Origin of the sequence: Mesorhizobium sp. B2-4-1 (assembly GCF_006442185.1) — a bacterium.
Lineage (GTDB): Bacteria > Pseudomonadota > Alphaproteobacteria > Rhizobiales > Rhizobiaceae > Mesorhizobium.
The window spans coordinates 179,418-196,092 of record NZ_VFVN01000007.1 but is presented as its reverse complement, the minus strand read 5'-3'; the positions used below and the strand labels follow the sequence as shown (position 1 = coordinate 196,092).

Sequence of the window (16,675 nt, the reverse complement as noted above, 5' to 3'; positions counted from 1 at the left end):
CAGAGATGCAGACCAATTTTTCGCTTGCCCAGCTTGCCGACCCGCATGTCGCCGAGTCGGAAAAAATCCTGCGTAAATGCGTGCATTGCGGCTTCTGCACCGCCACCTGTCCAACCTATGTGACGCTGGGCAACGAGCTCGATTCACCGCGCGGGCGCATCTACCTGATCAAGGACATGCTGGAAAACGGCCGCCCGGCCGACAAAGAGATCGTCACCCATATCGATCGCTGCCTTTCCTGCCTCGCCTGCATGACCACCTGCCCGTCTGGCGTCAACTACATGCATCTGGTCGACCATGCCCGCGCCCATATCCAGCAGACCTATAGGCGGCCGCTGCTCGATCGCCTGACCCGCGCCATGCTGGCCTTCGTCCTGCCCTATCCCCGGCGTTTTCGCGCCGCGCTCAAATTGGCGAAACTGGGCAAGCCGTTCATCGGCCTGTTCGAGAAGATCCCGGCATTGAAGCCGCTTGGCGCAATGCTCAAGCTCGCGCCGGAATCGATCCCGGGAGCATCGCCGATGGCTTCGCCGGGCACCCATACCGGGCAGGGGGCGAAGAGGGGCCGCGTCGCCATCCTCACCGGTTGCGCGCAATCGGTGCTCGATCCCGCCATCAACGACACGACCATTTCACTGCTGACGCGGCTTGGCGTCGAGGTCGTGGTGCCGCCGGGCGAGGGCTGTTGCGGCGCGCTCGTCCATCACATGGGCCGCGAGCAAGCCGCCCTTGCTTCTGCAAGGCAAAATGTTGATGCCTGGACCCGCGCGATTGAACAAGGCGGGATCGATGCCATCATCATCACCGCGTCGGGCTGCGGCACGACCATCAAGGATTACGGTTTCATGCTGCGGCTTGATCCGGCCTACGCCGAAAAGGCTGCACGTGTCTCCGCGCTGGCCAAGGACATTACCGAATACCTGACCGCCATCGACCTGCCCGAACCGGTGCGCAAGCCGGGCACGGTCGTCGCCTATCATTCGGCCTGTTCGATGCAGCACGGCCAGAAGATCACCCGCCAGCCTAGGGAATTGCTGGCCAAAGCCGGTTTCATCGTGCGCGAGCCGCGCGAAGGGCATTTGTGCTGCGGTTCGGCCGGCACATACAACATCCTGCAGCCGGAGATTTCGGCCAGGCTGCGCGACCGCAAGGTGAAAAACATCGAGGCTACCGGCGCTTCGGTCGTCGCCACCGGCAATATCGGCTGCATAACGCAGATCGCGTCTGCCGCGAAGCTGCCGGTGGTGCATACGATCAAGCTGCTCGACTGGGCCTATGGCGGGCCGAGGCCGGAAGGTGTCGCGGAACCCGGCCTGATCGCCGCTGAGTAGGGGCCGCCCCGGCGTTATTCGGCCGCCAGCCTGTCGATCGTGCCGTAGGTCGCCTCGTAGAGCGCGCGCTGGCGGCTGAGCGCCACCATCGTGTTGCGCAGCAGGATCGCAACGGTGATCGGACCGACGCCGCCCGGCACCGGAGTGATCCAGGAGGCCACGTCCTTCACGCTGTCGGTGTCGACGTCGCCGACGATACGGGTGGAACCGTCCGGCAGCGTCTCGGAATTGATGCCGATGTCGATGACGGCCGCACCCGGCTTTACCATGTCGGCCTTGATCAGGCGCGGCTTGCCGACGGCGACGAACAGCGCATCAGCGCGGCGCGCGTGCGCGGCGACCGAGCGCGTCATGTGGTGGCAGACCGTGACCGTCGCGCCTTCGCTCATCAAGAGGAAGGCGATCGGCTTGCCGACGATCTCGGAGTGGCCGACCATCACCACTTCCAGGCCCTTGAGGTCGAGGCCGGTTTCCTTGAGCAACTCGACCGAGGCGGCCGCCGTGCAGGGCGCCAGATCGAGCTGGTTGTAGACGATGTTGCCGATCGAGGCCGGATGCATGCCTTCGACGTCCTTCAGCGGATGCACCGCCGCCTGCAACGTCCTGATCGGGATATGTGCCGGCACCGGCCGCTGGATGATGATGCCGGTAACGCGCGGATCGGCGTTCAGGCCGTGGATCGCCGCTTCCAGTTCGCCCGCGGTGATGGTGGCGGGAAAGCGCCGTTCGTCGAAATCGATGTCCGCCAGCTCTGCCTTGGCGCGCTGGTTTCGTACATAGACATCCACCGCCGCCGTATCGCCGACGGTGATCGACACCAGTTTGGGCGGGAACCCTTCGGCCCTTGCGATCGCCGCATCCTCGCGCACGGCGGCGATGATGCGCCGGGCAACCGGGCCGCCCTTGAGATAGCGGCTGTCGTCGGACAGTGACATGATCGGACTCTTCTGACCTGAGCGTTGCCTTGCCATAGCAAAAGAACAGCGGCAATGGCAGCACGAATGCGAACCGTCATGCCTTTTGCGCGACGTGCGGGCGCGGCAGTGCTTCGTCCGAAACGGAAAGGGCAGCACGGTTTCCCGTGCCGCCCTTTCTGACCGGCCGCATCCCCATACGGCCCGTCCCCCGTTATTCCTTCCGATCCCGGGAAGCGCTGCGCTTCCGGATCGGGTGATTCGCAGCAACTATTATATCACCTCGACAGTGGTTCCGACATCGACCCGTTCATAAAGGTCGACGACATCCTCGTTGCGCATGCGGATGCAGCCCGACGACACGGCGCCGCCGATCGTCCAGGGCTGGTTGGTGCCGTGGATGCGATATTCCGTACTACCGAGATAGAGCGCGCGCGCGCCGAGCGGGTTCTCCATGCCCCCGGCCAGGTAGGTTGGCAGGTAACGCCCCTTGGCGGCCTCGCGCTTGATCATCGCGGCCGGCGGGCGCCAGTCCGGCCAGACCCGCTTGTTGGTGATCTTGTGCGTGCCCGACCATTCGAAGCCCGGCTTGCCGGTGCCGACGCCATAGCGCCGCGCCTTGCCGTTCTTTTCGACCAGATAGAGGAAGTTCTGGGTCGTATCGATGACGATGGTGCCCGGCTTCTGGGAGCCGTCATAGGCGACTTCCTGCGGCAGGTAGATCGGATTGATCTGCGGGCGCGCGACCATGCGCTTGGCCGGGGCCTGCACGGCCGCCGTTTGCACGCGGTCGGGCTGCGCATAACGCGGGCGCGGCTGCTGCGCGACCTGCCGGTTCTGCCGCACGATCCCCGGCGCTTGGCCAAGCTGCAGCACCCAGGGGGCGGAAAGGTCGGGGCTCACCATCACCGGCGGTCTGTCGGCATAGCGGTCTCCGGCCGTGGAAGGTGTGACGCCTGCGGCAAACGCAGCCACGGCGCCGAGCACGGAAAACAAAACTCTCTTCATCGGGAAAGCACCTTGATCGTCTGACAAACCGGGTGGAAACCACCTCCCGGTTCAGCGATCATTGGCGCGGGAACAGCAACCGAAACATGAATCGGAATGTGTAAAATGCGGAACTGTCGGTAAACCTTTTGGTGTGGTTACCGCCGCGTTCAGGAATCTGGTAAAGCCAAGGTAAAGCAGCGCAACCAGCGCGTTAACGAATGGAATTCTCGCCATGGACAAGGAAAGAACCGGCCTTCTCGCCGGACCCGACGGTGTCGCGCGCTGCTTCTGGCACGGCAATCTGCCCGACTACCTGCATTACCATGACCATGAATGGGGCCGCCCGGTGGCGGACGACCGCCGGCTGTTCGAGAAGATCTGTCTCGAAGGCTTCCAGTCGGGCCTGTCCTGGCTGACCATCCTGCGCAAGCGCGAGAATTTTCGCGCCGCTTTCGCCGGATTCGATTTCGACAAAGTCGCCGCCTTCACCGACAAGGACGTCGAGCGCCTGCTCGGCGATGCCGGCATCATCCGCCATCGCGGCAAGATCGTCTCGACCATCAACAACGCCAAACGCGCCCGCGAAATGGCCGATGAATTCGGCTCGCTCGCTGCCTGGTTCTGGAAGTTCGAACCCGGCAGGGAGGAACGGCCGCAGGTGGTCGACCTCGCCCATCTGCGCGCCAATCCGACCACGGCGGTCTCGATCCGCATTTCCAAGGATCTGAAGAAGCGCGGCTGGACCTTCGTCGGCCCGACCACGGTCTACGCCTTCATGCAGGCGATGGGCCTGGTCAACGATCATCTCGAGGGGTGTGTGTGCCGCAAAGAGGTCGAGAAAGAACGGAAGGCTTTCAAACGGCCGAAATAGCCTCAGGCGCCGTTGGCACTTCCCAGGAACAGGTCGGCGACGATCGCGACCACGGTGGCGACGGTTGGATAGATCACCAGCAGGCCGGTCACCAATGCGTCGCGCAGGGAAGGTCCGGTATCGGCGTGTACCTCGAACGGTCCGGCCGGCTGGCCGATCATGCTGGGAGCTTGGACATCTGCGGCGCGCAGGCGTGCCGGCATGTCGCCCGCATCCCTGTTGTCGTGAAATTCCACCGCGCTCATCATGTCCCGAACCCCTCCATTGCGGTGCGCTGTATCGGCCTCGATTATGTCGGCACGATGCCGCGCCGATGGCGGGATTGTTTCATTTTCGGTGCGTTTTTGTTTCGGCGAACGCCCGCGTGCCTTCTCGCATGCATGGAGACAGCGCCTGCCACCGGCCTTGCCCGGTAGGACCTGTTCGGTTAGGACACGCCCGTTGCGAAAATCGCAACGCTGTTGAGTTTTCAGCAACACGGAACACCGGGCGAATCCATGGCCGACAAATCGGAAAAGACGAAAGCGCGGCTGCCGCGCGGTTTTGCCGACCGCAGCGCCGAAGATATCCGCGCCGTCGAGAAGATGATGGCGACCATCCGCTCGGTCTACGAACTCTACGGTTTCGAACCCGCCGACCAGCCGCTGATCGAATACACCGATGCGCTCGGAAAATTCCTGCCCGACCAGGACCGGCCGAACGAAGGCGTGTTCTCCTTCCAGGACGATGACGACCAGTGGCTGTCGCTGCGCTACGACCTGACCGCGCCGACGGCGCGTTTCGTCGCCGAGAATTTCGAGCGCCTGCCAAAACCCTATCGCAGCTACCGTTCCGGCTGGGTGTTCCGCAACGAGAAGCCCGGTCCCGGCCGCTTCCGCCAGTTCATGCAGTTCGACGCCGACACGATCGGCACGCCGGGCGTCGCGGCCGACGCCGAGATGGCGATGATGATGGCCGATGTGATGGAAGCGCTCGGCATCAAGCGCGGCGACTACGTCATCCGCGTCAACAACCGCAAGGTGCTGGACGGCGTGCTCGAGGCGATCGGCCTCGGAGGTGAAGGGAATACGAGTCGTCGGCTGACCGTGCTGCGGGCGATCGACAAGCTGGACAAGCTCGGGCCGGAAGGCGTGCGGCTTCTCTTGGGACCAGGGCGCTGGGACGGCGGCAAGGAAGGCGAGGGCGACTTCGCCAAAGGCGCCGGGCTGAATGATACGCAAGCCGAGGCGGTTCTTCAGGCGACCGCTCGAAATGCGCAGGCCGGCCAGGATGCCAGCGTCAGTGGGAACGCCGTCTACCAGGAGGGCGTTGGCGAGCTCGCGACCATCGAGGCCCTGGTCAGGGCGGCGGGATACGGCGAAGATCGCGTCGCTATGGACCGCTCCGTCGTCCGCGGCCTCGAATATTACACCGGCCCGGTCTTCGAAGCCGAGCTCTTGGCCGAGATTCCCAACGAGGATGGCCAGATCGTGCGCTTCGGTTCGGTCGGCGGCGGCGGGCGCTATGACGGGCTGGTGTCGCGCTTCCGCGGCGAGCCGGTGCCTGCGACCGGCTTCTCCATCGGCGTTTCCAGGCTGATGACGGCGCTGAAGAACCTCGGCAAGCTCGACAGCGCCGATGTGATCGCGCCGGTCGTCGTGCTGGTGATGGACAGGGATACCGAAAGCCTCGGCCGCTACCAGAAGATGGTGGGCGAGCTGCGTGCCGCCGGCATCCGCTCCGAAATGTATCTCGGCGGCGCCGGCATGAAGGCGCAGCTCAAATATGCCGACCGTCGCGGCTGCCCGGTCGCGATCATCCAGGGCGGCGACGAGCGCGCCAAGGGCGAATTGCAGATCAAGGACCTGATCGAAGGCGCGCGCCTGTCGGCCGAGATCACCGATAACGCCGAATGGCGTGCCGCCCGCCCGGCGCAGGTCACGGTGGCGGAAAGCGAGCTGGTGGCGCAGGTGAGAAAGATCCTGGCGGCGCAGGCTGAGGAGAGGGCGCGTGGCAAATAGAGGCCGCGTTCTACGGCGCCCCCCTCTGTCCTGCCGGACATCTCCCCCTCAAGGGGGGAGATCGGCTGTCACCATGGCTTTCGCCAATTTTCAGGATTCCAAGAAGGGCACCAGCTGCGAAGCAGCCAATCTCCCCCCTAGAGGGGGAGATGCCCGGCAGGGCAGAGGGGGGCGCCGTAGAGCACCAGCCTTGACCTGGATCATTGGCGTCTCCGGTTTGGGACCAGAGGGTCGTACAGCGCTGAGGTTTGCAAATTGACCTCCCGCTATCCCGCCATCGCGGCCGACATCGCCGGCCTCTTCGCGACCCGCGACACGCATGCGGTGGAGGTCGCCGTGCTGCAGCCGGCCGATCCGTTTCTCGATATGGCCGGCGAGGATTTGCGCCGCCGCATTTTCCTGACCGAAAGCGAGACCGGGCAGACGCTCTGCCTGCGGCCGGAATTCACCATTCCCGTCTGCCTCGATCATATCGCCAGCCAGGCCGGTACGCCGCGTCGCTACTCCTATCTGGGCGAAGTGTTCCGCCAGCGCCGCGAAGGCGGCAACGAGTTCTTCCAGGCCGGCATCGAGGATCTCGGCGACCGCGACACGGCTGCGGCCGACGCCCGTTCGGTGGCCGATGCGCATGCACTGCTGTCCCTGGCGCTGCCGGGCCAGCCGCTCGCGATCACACTCGGCGACCAGGCGATTTTCGAGGCGGTGCTGGCGGCTCTCGGCCTGCCGCGCGGCTGGCGCATGCGGCTCGCCCGCGCCTTCGGCTCGGCGCCGATGCTGGAGGCAGCCCTTGCCGATCTCGCCAACCCGCCGCGCAACAGCCAGCTCTCCGGCCCGGTCGCGGCACTTGTGCTCGACGGTGACCTGGACGGTCTCTCCGCGCATATAGCCGGCGGCATGGAACAGGCCGGCCTGTCGGCTTCGGCCGGACGCGCGCCGGCCGATATCGCGCGGCGGCTGATCGAAAAGGCCGAGCTGCGCAGCGTGCGGCTGTCCAACGAAGCCTTCGCGGCGCTGAAGACCTTTCTGGCGATCGACGTGCCGCTCGACGGCGCGGCCCAGGCGCTCGAGAGTTTTGCCGGTGCCGCCGGGCTTTCGCTGGGAGCCGCGCTGGAAAAGTTCGCGGCGCGCGCCAAGGCCGTCGAGGCGAATGGCCTGCCGGCACAAAAGATCCGCTATGACGCGGCCTTCGGCCGGCCGCTCGATTATTACACGGGCCTCGTCTTCGAGATCGCGGCGCAAGATGGTGACAGGCCGCTGGCCGGCGGCGGCCGCTACGACCGGCTGCTGACGCTGCTCGGCGCCAAGACGCCGATCCCCGGCGTCGGCTTCTCGGTCTGGCTCGACCGCATCGAGGCATTGCGGGAGCACGCGCCATGATCACGCTGGCGATCCCGTCCAAGGGCCGGTTGAAGGAGCAGGCGCTGGAGGTGCTGGCGAAAGCCGGCCTCGCCATCAGCCTGCCCGGTGACGAGCGCAAATATCACGCCCGCGTCGAAGGCATGGACAATGTCGAGGTCGTTTTCCTGTCCGCCTCCGAAATATCGGGCGAGATCGGGCAAGGTGCCGTCGATCTCGGCATCACCGGCGAGGACCTCGTGCGCGAGAACCTCGCCGACTGGGAGGCGCGCGCCGAAATCGTCGCCCGTCTCGGCTTCGGCCATGCCGATGTCGTGGTGGCCGTGCCCGACATCTGGCTCGACGTCGAGACCATGGCCGACCTCGATGATGTCGCCGCCGATTTCCGCCAGCGTCACGGAAGGCGGCTCAGGATCGCCACCAAATACTGGCGGCTGACCCAGCAATTCTTCTCGCAGAAGCACGGTATCCAGGTCTATCGCATCGTCGAGAGCCTGGGCGCCACGGAGGGCGCGCCGGCGGCCGGCCTTGCCGATGTCATCGTCGACATCACCACCACCGGCTCGACGCTGCGCGCCAACCATCTCAAGGTGCTGGTCGACGGCGTCGTGCTGCGGTCGCAGGCGTGTCTTGTCGCATCGCGAAAGACGCGTTCCACGGCCGACGAGACGATGCTGCGCGACATAGCGGCCAGCATGGCCTCGGTGAAGGGATAGCTGGCGGCGGACAAATTTTGTTCTTGCTATGGTGATGATTTGCGCCCCCCGCCCTTCGAGGCGGGGTTTTTCGTTCTGCGCCATTCTCACGACCCTGCCATTCTTATGACCGTGGAAGGCGGCGCGGTCCGCCTTCGAAGCTTGGCCCTACCTTCGGCGGGATTTCCACCGTCCCGGCAGGCTGATAGGCTCGGATGTTCTGGGAGGAGAGAGCGATGCCGGTCAATCTCGACGAGCTGAAGAACGCCACCAGTTTGCGCGGACGCGGGGCGCGCGCCGGCAGCGTCTTTGTCGCGCCCGTCGACGGCAAGGCGCACGTCTCGGGTGAGCGTGGCGTGCCGCTGCTCGACAAGACCATTCCCGCACTGTTCTCCGACACGGCCGGCAAATACGGCACGCTCGATGCCGCCGTCTTCGTCGGCCAGGACAAGCGCTTCACCTGGAGCGAGCTGTCCGACACGGTGGATGCGCTGGCCGCCGGTTTCCTGGCGCTGGGCCTCGAAAAGGGAGATCGCGTCGGCATCTGGTCGCCCAACCGCTGGGAATGGCTGGTGACGCAATTCGCCACCGCCCGCATCGGCCTGATCCTGGTCAACATCAACCCGGCCTACCGGCTCACCGAGCTGGACTATGCGCTGAACAAGGTCGGCTGCAAGGCTCTGGTCACCGCGGCCAGCTTCAAGACCTCGGATTATCTCGGCATGATCGAGACGCTGGCGCCGGAGATCGCGACGGCCACGCCCGGCAAGCTCAGGGCACAGAAACTGCCGGCGCTCCGGATCGTCATCCGCATGGGCGAGGAGAACTCGCCCGGCATGTTCAATTTCGCCGATGTGCTGGCGATGGCGGGGCGCGACGAGCATGACAGCCTCGACCGCATCTCCGAGGGGCTGAAGCCGGACGACGCCATCAACATCCAGTTCACCAGCGGCACCACGGGCGCACCCAAGGGCGCGACGCTGACCCACAACAACATCCTCAACAACGGCAATTTCGTCACCTCGGCGATCAGGTTGACGGTGGACGACCGGCTCTGCATTCCCGTGCCGCTCTACCATTGCTTTGGCATGTCGATGGGCACGATGGGCTGCGTCACCAAGGGCGCGACCATGGTCTTTCCCGGCGAGGGCTTCGATGCCGGCGCGACACTGAACGCCGTGGCGCAGGAGCGCTGCACCGGCCTCTACGGCGTGCCGACCATGTTCGTCGGCCTGCTCGACCATCCCGATTTCGCCGCCTTCGACCTGTCCAGCCTGCGCACCGGCATCATGGCCGGCTCGCCATGCCCGATCGAGGTGATGAAGAAGGTGGTGTCGCTGATGCATATGTCCGAAGTGACCATCGCCTACGGCATGACCGAGACCAGCCCGGTCTCCTTCCAGAGCAGCGTCGACGACCCCTTGGAAAAACGCGTCTCGACTGTCGGGCGCGTTCATCCCCATGTCGAGGTCAAGGCCGTCGATGCCGATGGCGCAACCGTTGCCGTCGGTGCGCCGGGCGAACTCTGCACACGCGGCTATTCCGTGATGAAGGGCTATTGGGACGACGAGGACAAGACCCGCGAGGCGATCGATGCCGACGGCTGGATGCATACGGGCGACCTCGCCACGATCGATGCCGAGGGCTATTGCAACATCGTCGGCCGGGTCAAGGACATGGTCATCCGCGGCGGCGAGAACGTCTATCCGCGCGAGGTCGAGGAGTTCCTCTACCGGCACCCCAAGGTCAGGGAGGTGCAGGTGTTCGGCATTCCCGACGCCAAATACGGCGAGGAGCTCTGCGCCTGGATTGTGCTCAAGCCCGGCCAGATCGCCACCGAGCAGGAGATCAAGGCCTTCTGCGCCGGCCAGATCGCGCATTACAAGGTTCCGCGCCACATCCGCTTCCGCGCCGAATTGCCGATGACGGTGACCGGCAAGCCGCAGAAATTCCTGATGCGCCAGGCGATGGTCGAGGAACTGGGGCTGGTGACGCAGAAGACCGCGTGAGGGGAGCGCGGGGCGGGAAGGTGCGGTTGCCGAGACGAGTGTGAATGTCGCATTTCGGGGCCGAAAGCGGACTGGCAGGTTATAGGCAATGCGCCTGCCAAAGTGGACAATCGCTGGGGTGGTTGAATGGCCGATTGCTGCTGCGCCGCGCCGATTTGATCGACCCATATAGCGTGCGAACGGCCGTCCCTCAGCCGGCTTGCAGTCGCCTAGCCGTCTTCCGCGAAGTGGGTGCGAATTTCCGAGCGCGCGAGCCGCTCTGGAAGTTTGCGATCGGTGGTGGAACCAATTTCTCGGACTTACGTTGCAAATAGCTATTTGCGGCTCTGCCGCGATATCGGGAACTGAGCAGTGGGACTGTCTTGGCAACAAGGTCCTCTCTCGACGGGAGCCATCGGTCGGTTTCTCGTCCCCGAAGCGTTGCCCAAGAGAATGTTATATGTGGAACGGCTGCGCCGGCGCATGCGCGTATTGTTTGGCGGGGTTTGGGTTGCCGAAAGCGACGACGTTCTCCTACTGTTTGAACCCGCCCGCTACCCGGTAGCTTATTTTCCGGAGTCCGACATTTCAGCACATGTGTTGGAGCGGACAGAGCAGATCACCCAACATCCTGATCTTGGGTCTACTTCATGGTACACTGTCCGGGTAGGCGAGCAACACGTGGCGGCCAGAGGAGCGTGGCAACACACGAACCTCCCTGCCCATGCAACAGAACTCCAGGGACGATTGGCGTTCGCATGGCGCGCCATGGATGCCTTCTATGAAGAAGACGAACGAATCCTGGGTCATGCTGCCGACCCATACCATCGCATAGATATTCGACAGAGTTCTCGTCACCTCGTGGTCCGCTACAACGACCGCGTCGTTGCGGATACCAGGCATCCATTGGGCCTGTACGAATCCGGGTTCGCTCCACGCTGGTATGTCCCTCGTGATGACATCCACGAGTCCTCCCTCACAGCGGTAAAGCTTCAGACGTTCTGTCCCTACAAAGGGCTCTGCAGCTATTATTCTATTGGCGACGCTCGTCAGGCGGCATGGTCCTACACCGACGCCTATCCCGAAGTCCGCCGCATTGCCAACCTTGTGTCGTTTGAGCCGGACATAGTTTCGGTCTTCCTCGACGACGTTCAGCTTCATCTCGAGTCTGGCCAGACGGTCGTCCCTCACGGTCCTGATCGAAATCTCGATGTGGCCGAGTTGGAGCGGGCACCTGGTGGAGGCCCCGAAATGATTGCCGGCGGCTAGCTACCGGTCGCGATTAAACGGAGCGGAGCATGGCGCGACTATTGTCCGTGAACGTGGGGCTTCCGCGCAACATCTCTTGGAATGACCGCACCGTATACACCGGCATTTTCAAAAACCCGGTAGCCGGACGTTGTCGCGTTGGCCGATTGAATTTGGACGGTGATGGTCAGGGCGACCTCGCCGGGCACGGGGGCGAGCAGCGGGCCGTCTTCGTCTATCAAATCGCATCATATCGCTACTGGCAGAAGCACCTGAACAGGACCGACTTCGTCTATGGTCAGTTCGGCGAAAACTTCACGGTCGAGGGCTTGCCAGACGATGCAGTTTGCATCGGAGATCGATTTCGTATTGGAGGCGCGCTTTTCGAGGTCACTCAACCTCGCGTCACATGCTACCGGGTTGGCATCCGCATGGACGAGCCCCGAATGCCGGCATTGCTGACTTCCAGCGGCCGGCCAGGATTCTACTTCCGAGTTCTGCAAGAAGGCGAGGTAGGAGCGGGCGACGAAATCCTCAAGGTGGGCGAAGCGAATGAACGGGTAACCGTCGCTGAGCTGAATGCACTGCTTTATTCACCGGAACATCCCCGCGTCGAATTGGAGCGCGCGGCGCGGATCAAAGCGCTTTCGCCAGGATGGCGGGGTTCTTTTGAGGCTTTGCTGCGCAGCCAATCGACCGGCGTAGAGAGCGGCAATGCCGGGCTCGCTCCGCCAGCCGCGTTACACCCTGCTGCTCCCGGATTTCAGCCGCTCGCGGTGGCTGATCTAGAGCAGGAGTCCGTGGACGTCGTCTCTCTGTCGATGCGGCATCCCGATGGAAAGCCGCTCCCGCCCGCTCTACCTGGTCAATATATCGTGCTGCGCCTTCGCCCGACCCGTTCCAGTGCTGCGCTATTTCGCAGCTACTCGCTCTCGGGCCCACTCTCGGAAGAGCGCTACAGAATCAGCGTCAAGATCGAACCGCACGGGACGGCCGGCCTTTTTCTGCGGGATCATGTGCGGATAGGCGATCTTGTCGACGTAAGCTCGCCGCGCGGAAGCTTTACATTGCAGCCTGGGCAGAGTCCCGTGGTACTGCTCAGCGCAGGCATCGGCGCGACACCTCTTCTGGCAATACTATACGCGCTGGCGGCAGCCCGGGACACGCGGCAGGTCCTCTGGCTATACGCGGCTCGCGACAGACGGCACCATCCTTTTGCAGCCGAAGTCCGCCGTCTGATGGCCAGTCTCCCCCATGGTCGCAGTTATGTCTGCTATAGCAGGCCAGACCCGGTCGACAGACTCGGCGTCGATTTTGATGCAACCGGCCACCTATCATCATTGGTCTTCAATAGTGTCAGTATCCCGCAGGACGCCGACGTCTATCTCTGCGGACCTGTCGACTTCATGGCAGACATGAAAGAGGCGCTAGCTGCATCGGGCGTCGCCCCGGATCGCGTTCGTATCGAGATCTTCAACGGGAGCGAGCCGCTGAACCCCGGTGTTGTTGCCAGCGAGCGGCGCGCGCCACATCTGCCGGAAGGCGACACCGATGCCGGTCCGCTGGTCTCCTTCGCTCGAAGTGGTGTAGCCGCCCATTGGAACCCTTCAGTGTACCGGAGCATTCTGGAGCTGGCAGAGGCCTGTGACGTTCCCTCCCGGTGGTCATGCCGAACCGGTGTTTGTCACAACTGCGAAAGTGGGTTGATATCAGGCGCGATCGCCTATGAGCCTGAACCGCTTGAAAGGCCGGCCGACGGCAACCTTCTCATTTGCTGCTCGCAACCGACCCGTGATCTAGTCATCGATTTGTAAGCTAATCGAAGGGGACGGACTATGAAGTCTGGCACAGCCGCGTTCGGAACATTATCGCTTGAGGTTGTCACACTGCCGATAAGCGATATCGATCGTGCGCTCCGGTTTTATGTGGACCGGGTCGGCTTTGCGCTCGATGTCGACTATGCGCCGAACACCACCTTCCGTGTGGTCCAGCTCACGCCGCCTGGCTCCCACTGCTCAATACAATTCGGCAGAGGCGTTACGGACGCGCCCGCAGGGTCGCTTCGCAACATCTATCTTGTCGTTACGGATATTGAGACTGCGCGAAGCCGGTTGCTCGAACGCGGAGTCGAAGTCAGCGAACTCAAGCACAAGGCTCCGATCGACGGCTGGGGTGGGGCGTTCGCCCCAGGTTTCGACCCCAACCACCGAGACTATGCCAGCTTCGCGGGCTTCTCGGATCCAGATGGCAACACTTGGGTGCTGCAGGAACGGGGACACCCTGATGTGTGATGCGCGAGCAGCGCTGTGAAATCGCAAAAATGCTGCGGAGTTAGGCCTACTTTTGTCAGTTTCGCCGCGTTTCAGCCATTGGCGGTTGGGGATTCAAATAGCCGAGCAGACAGCAGATGCAGAGACCCAAGCCCGCAAGGGGGTACTTCAGCGCAATCATTGCAGCCACGCCGAAGAGGGCCAAGGTCGTAAAGGATCGGACGCGCATGAGCCTGCGTACTTTGGGCGAAATCTTGACGCTGCTTCGCCGATCGAGCAGCTCCCAGATCAGCCCGATGTAGGTTGCATTCACCAGAGAGAAGGCGGCTGCGTAAAAGGCTACGGGCTGCGGCTCGAGTTCGCTCACCGCCATCCAAGCAGTGGATAGCGGGAGCAGTGAGATCGAAAACAAATGCGCGAAATTGAACCACATGAGGTGCGGTGCAGAAGCGGGAAGTCTCCGTCTCTCCCGGACTTACGCCTTGGCGGCGTTCTGTGCAGCCTCGAACACATCTCGTGCGGGCGTCGTACCGGCTACGTGCTCCGTACTCGCGGCGCCGAGGTCCATCCATCCCGCGTTCACGGCCTCGAACATTTCTTCGGCAGGTCCGGAGCGGCCCTTGGGGATGCCAAATTGCTCGAAGGCTTCCGCCCAGCGTGCACGCGGGATTGCAAAGGCTTTCACGTCGCGATTGAGGACTTCACCCAACTGCCCCGCGACGTCATCGGCGGTGACCATCGAACCAACCTCGATGACGCGCTGCCCTGACCACGCCGGCCCGGTCAAAACGGATGCGACCTCCGCGCCGATGTCGTTCGTCGCGACCATGGTCGATTTCCGGTTTGTCGGATTGTAGTAGACCGGTAGCGTTCCGCCCTGCGCGACCTGCAAGCCGTAGAGGAAGTTTTCGAAGAACCCGCCGGCGCGCACAAATGCGATTGGCGATTTCAGGTCGCGAAGACCTTGCTCCAGAAGCGACAGGGCCGTGATCACCCCGTGCCCGCTGGTTCGGTTCGCGCCCATCGACGAAAGCGCAACCACGCGCGGCGGCGCTGCCTTGGTAAGCGCCTCGACATAGTTTGCAATCACGCCCTTTGCTTCCTTGTAATCGGGCGAGGGCGCCCAGACAGGGGGCAACATGACGAACGCGCCTTCGACGCCTCCGAGCGCTTGCTCGATGGCTGCCGGATCATTCCAATCGCCCTCCACCAGCTCCACGCCCTTGTTCGCCCAGTTGGCCGCCTTCTCGCGATTGCGGACGAGCGCGCGTACATCCTTGCGGTGCGCCAACAGATGTTCTGCCGTTGCGCCGCCAACTTTTCCCGTGATTCCCAGTACTAGAAACATGTGTTTTCTCCTGATGTCGAGGGACAGGGCACTGCCCCGGTTGGTTCAATGGATGAGCGGTAGAATGGCCCGGACTCGGGGATCGCGCAGATAGAGGCCGCCCCACGCCAGCGCGCCCAGAAACAGGGAAATGATCTCCGGCGGCGATCCCAACTCACCAATGCGGACGTGGGCGCAGATGGCACCGCCCAGAAAGCCCGTCACCAGGATCGCGCCGAGGACGGCGGTGGCCGGAATGGCGTAAAGAATGGCGCAGGCGAGTATGATCGGGCCCATGACACGGGTCAGGTCCATCGCGAACCCGGTTTCCTGCAACATGCCCGCGATCTGTGCCGGCGCGAAAAGCTGAATGGTGCCGTCTGCCACCAGAGCGATAACGACAAACGCGCTCATGATCCGGCCGGCCCACAGGGCGCGATGCAAGGTCACGGTTTCGGCTGCCTGACGCGGGTTCATGGTTTCGGACACTTGTCGTTCTCCGATGGGGAGATCCCATATCCGAAACTTACTGTGCCTCCTGAGTGTGATAAACACCGAGAAAATGAACCAACTGTTCTCTTTATAAAAAACAATAGAGGTACGAAAATGCAGAATCTCGAGCACGTCCTCATTTTCATAACGGTAGCGGAAATGGGCAGCTTCACCCGCGCGGCCGATAGCCTGGGCATCCAGAAGGGGAGGGCCTCGACGGCGGTCCGGAAGCTGGAAGAAGACGTCGGTGCCAGGCTCCTGCACCGCACCACGCGCAGCGTGCGCCTGACGGAGGACGGGCGCGCGTTTCATGCCCGTGCCCGCGATCTGCTGGCTGAAGTCGATGATCTGCACTCGATGTTCGCCGGCGATCGCGTGGCGCTTCGCGGGCGCTTACGGGTCGATCTTCCGACCGAAGTGGCGCGCACGACGATCGTGCCGGCCTTGCCGGAGTTCATGGCGGCTCACCCCGAGTTGGAGCTGGAGGTGTCGAGTACCGACCGGCAAGTCGATCTGGTTCAAGAGGGGTTTGACTGCGTCTTGCGACTTGGTCCCATCGGAGACGAGACGCTGATTGCCCGCCCGCTGGGCCTGTTGCGCATGGTCAACGCCGCCAGTCCCGCTTATCTGGCGCGCTATGGCGTCCCTCGGTCGCTGGACGACCTCCAGCGCCAGGAACATCGGACAATTCATTTTTCGACGATGCTGGGCGCGAGACCGCATGGATGGGAATATCCGGACGGCGACGGCTACTCGACGCGTCAGTTGCCAGGCGCGCTACACGTCAACAGCGCGCAGACCTACGACGCTGCCGCCGTCGCCGGCCTTGGCCTGATTCAAGCGCCGCTTCTGGGGATTGGCCAATACTTGAAGAGTGGAGCGCTGGTGGAGATCATGCCCGATTTGCGTCGCCGGGCGATCCCCGTGTCCTTCGTCGTAGCACATCGCAGCAATCTGTCGCGCCGCGTCCGCGCATTCATGAAATGGATCGAAGATGTACTGGCGCCGTATCTCGAATAGCGGGACGAACATCTTCGTCCCGCCTCGAAATCAACATTCTGGGTATGTCTGCCGGTCGGCGGCCCGGCGGGCCAACAGAATGCGACACCGAAACCGGCGGGGCCGACATGAGATATCGCTGCTCGCAACCTATCCGGGGCCGCCCGTCTGGACGAAATCGGGGAGAGAGGAAC

The 16,675-nt window shown here is 63.3% G+C and carries 16 protein-coding genes; 10 read left to right on the top strand and 6 right to left on the bottom strand.

Annotated elements, in window-relative coordinates:
- The first annotated feature begins 5 nt into the window (after positions 1-5).
- Complete coding sequence (gene glcF, locus FJ949_RS19405; RefSeq protein WP_140498367.1) at positions 6-1,331, top strand: glycolate oxidase subunit GlcF; 1,326 nt, start codon at positions 6-8, stop codon at positions 1,329-1,331.
- 14 nt (positions 1,332-1,345) lie between these two features.
- Here glcF and FJ949_RS19400 read toward each other — a convergent pair whose 3' ends face one another.
- Together FJ949_RS19400 and FJ949_RS19395 are read right to left on the bottom strand one after the other, a co-directional pair.
- The gene (locus tag FJ949_RS19400; RefSeq protein WP_140498366.1) at positions 1,346-2,266 is read right to left on the bottom strand and encodes a bifunctional 5,10-methylenetetrahydrofolate dehydrogenase/5,10-methenyltetrahydrofolate cyclohydrolase; all 921 of its coding nucleotides are present in this window, start codon (positions 2,264-2,266) and stop codon (positions 1,346-1,348) included.
- Positions 2,267-2,518: 252 nt separating this feature from the next.
- Entirely contained in the window at positions 2,519-3,253 is a 735-nt protein-coding gene (locus FJ949_RS19395; protein ID WP_140498365.1) for a L,D-transpeptidase, read from the bottom strand.
- A gap of 214 nt (positions 3,254-3,467) precedes the next feature.
- Between FJ949_RS19395 and FJ949_RS19390 the strand changes: the two genes are divergently transcribed.
- Positions 3,468-4,106 carry a DNA-3-methyladenine glycosylase I gene (locus FJ949_RS19390; protein WP_140498364.1) on the top strand — a complete coding sequence of 213 codons (639 nt, stop codon included), beginning with the start codon at positions 3,468-3,470 and terminating at the stop codon, positions 4,104-4,106.
- Positions 4,107-4,108: 2 nt separating this feature from the next.
- Here FJ949_RS19390 and FJ949_RS19385 read toward each other — a convergent pair whose 3' ends face one another.
- Positions 4,109-4,354: a hypothetical protein gene (locus FJ949_RS19385; RefSeq protein ID WP_140498363.1), complete on the bottom strand. Its 246-nt coding sequence runs from the start codon at positions 4,352-4,354 to the stop codon at positions 4,109-4,111.
- A 249-nt stretch (positions 4,355-4,603) separates the two neighbouring features.
- Here FJ949_RS19385 and hisS point away from each other — a divergent pair, with 249 nt between their 5' ends.
- The 7 genes from hisS to FJ949_RS19345 all read left to right on the top strand — a co-directional run bounded on the left by hisS (position 4,604) and on the right by FJ949_RS19345 (position 13,684).
- The gene (gene hisS, locus FJ949_RS19380) at positions 4,604-6,106 is read left to right on the top strand and encodes a histidine--tRNA ligase (protein WP_140498362.1); all 1,503 of its coding nucleotides are present in this window, start codon (positions 4,604-4,606) and stop codon (positions 6,104-6,106) included.
- A gap of 255 nt (positions 6,107-6,361) precedes the next feature.
- A complete protein-coding gene (locus FJ949_RS19370) occupies positions 6,362-7,483 on the top strand; it encodes an ATP phosphoribosyltransferase regulatory subunit (protein WP_140498361.1) in 1,122 nt (373 codons plus the stop codon).
- Complete coding sequence (gene hisG, locus FJ949_RS19365) at positions 7,480-8,178, top strand: ATP phosphoribosyltransferase (RefSeq protein ID WP_140498360.1); 699 nt, start codon at positions 7,480-7,482, stop codon at positions 8,176-8,178. Before FJ949_RS19370 ends, hisG begins: the two co-directional genes overlap by 4 nt.
- A gap of 215 nt (positions 8,179-8,393) precedes the next feature.
- Positions 8,394-10,166, top strand: coding sequence for an AMP-binding protein (locus FJ949_RS19360; protein ID WP_140498359.1), 1,773 nt, complete (start codon positions 8,394-8,396; stop codon positions 10,164-10,166).
- Between the two features lie 432 nt (positions 10,167-10,598).
- Positions 10,599-11,414, top strand: coding sequence for a DUF427 domain-containing protein (locus FJ949_RS19355; protein WP_224646889.1), 816 nt, complete (start codon positions 10,599-10,601; stop codon positions 11,412-11,414).
- Between the two features lie 29 nt (positions 11,415-11,443).
- On the top strand, positions 11,444-13,207 hold the full coding sequence (locus tag FJ949_RS19350; RefSeq protein WP_140498357.1) for an MOSC and FAD-binding oxidoreductase domain-containing protein: 1,764 nt from the start codon (positions 11,444-11,446) through the stop codon (positions 13,205-13,207).
- A gap of 21 nt (positions 13,208-13,228) precedes the next feature.
- Entirely contained in the window at positions 13,229-13,684 is a 456-nt protein-coding gene (locus FJ949_RS19345; RefSeq protein WP_140498356.1) for a VOC family protein, read from the top strand.
- A gap of 55 nt (positions 13,685-13,739) precedes the next feature.
- Here FJ949_RS19345 and FJ949_RS19340 read toward each other — a convergent pair whose 3' ends face one another.
- From FJ949_RS19340 to FJ949_RS19330, 3 genes are read right to left on the bottom strand one after another with little or no spacing between them, the layout of a single operon-like run.
- On the bottom strand, positions 13,740-14,096 hold the full coding sequence (locus FJ949_RS19340) for a hypothetical protein (RefSeq protein WP_181172105.1): 357 nt from the start codon (positions 14,094-14,096) through the stop codon (positions 13,740-13,742).
- Positions 14,097-14,138: 42 nt separating this feature from the next.
- Positions 14,139-15,011 (bottom strand): NmrA family NAD(P)-binding protein, encoded by an 873-nt coding sequence (locus FJ949_RS19335; RefSeq protein ID WP_140498355.1) that lies wholly within the window; start codon positions 15,009-15,011, stop codon positions 14,139-14,141.
- A 45-nt stretch (positions 15,012-15,056) separates the two neighbouring features.
- Positions 15,057-15,479, bottom strand: coding sequence for a DoxX family protein (locus FJ949_RS19330; protein WP_140498354.1), 423 nt, complete (start codon positions 15,477-15,479; stop codon positions 15,057-15,059).
- Between the two features lie 117 nt (positions 15,480-15,596).
- Here FJ949_RS19330 and FJ949_RS19325 point away from each other — a divergent pair, with 117 nt between their 5' ends.
- The gene (locus tag FJ949_RS19325) at positions 15,597-16,502 is read left to right on the top strand and encodes a LysR family transcriptional regulator (RefSeq protein WP_140498353.1); all 906 of its coding nucleotides are present in this window, start codon (positions 15,597-15,599) and stop codon (positions 16,500-16,502) included.
- The last annotated feature ends 173 nt before the right edge of the window (positions 16,503-16,675 follow it).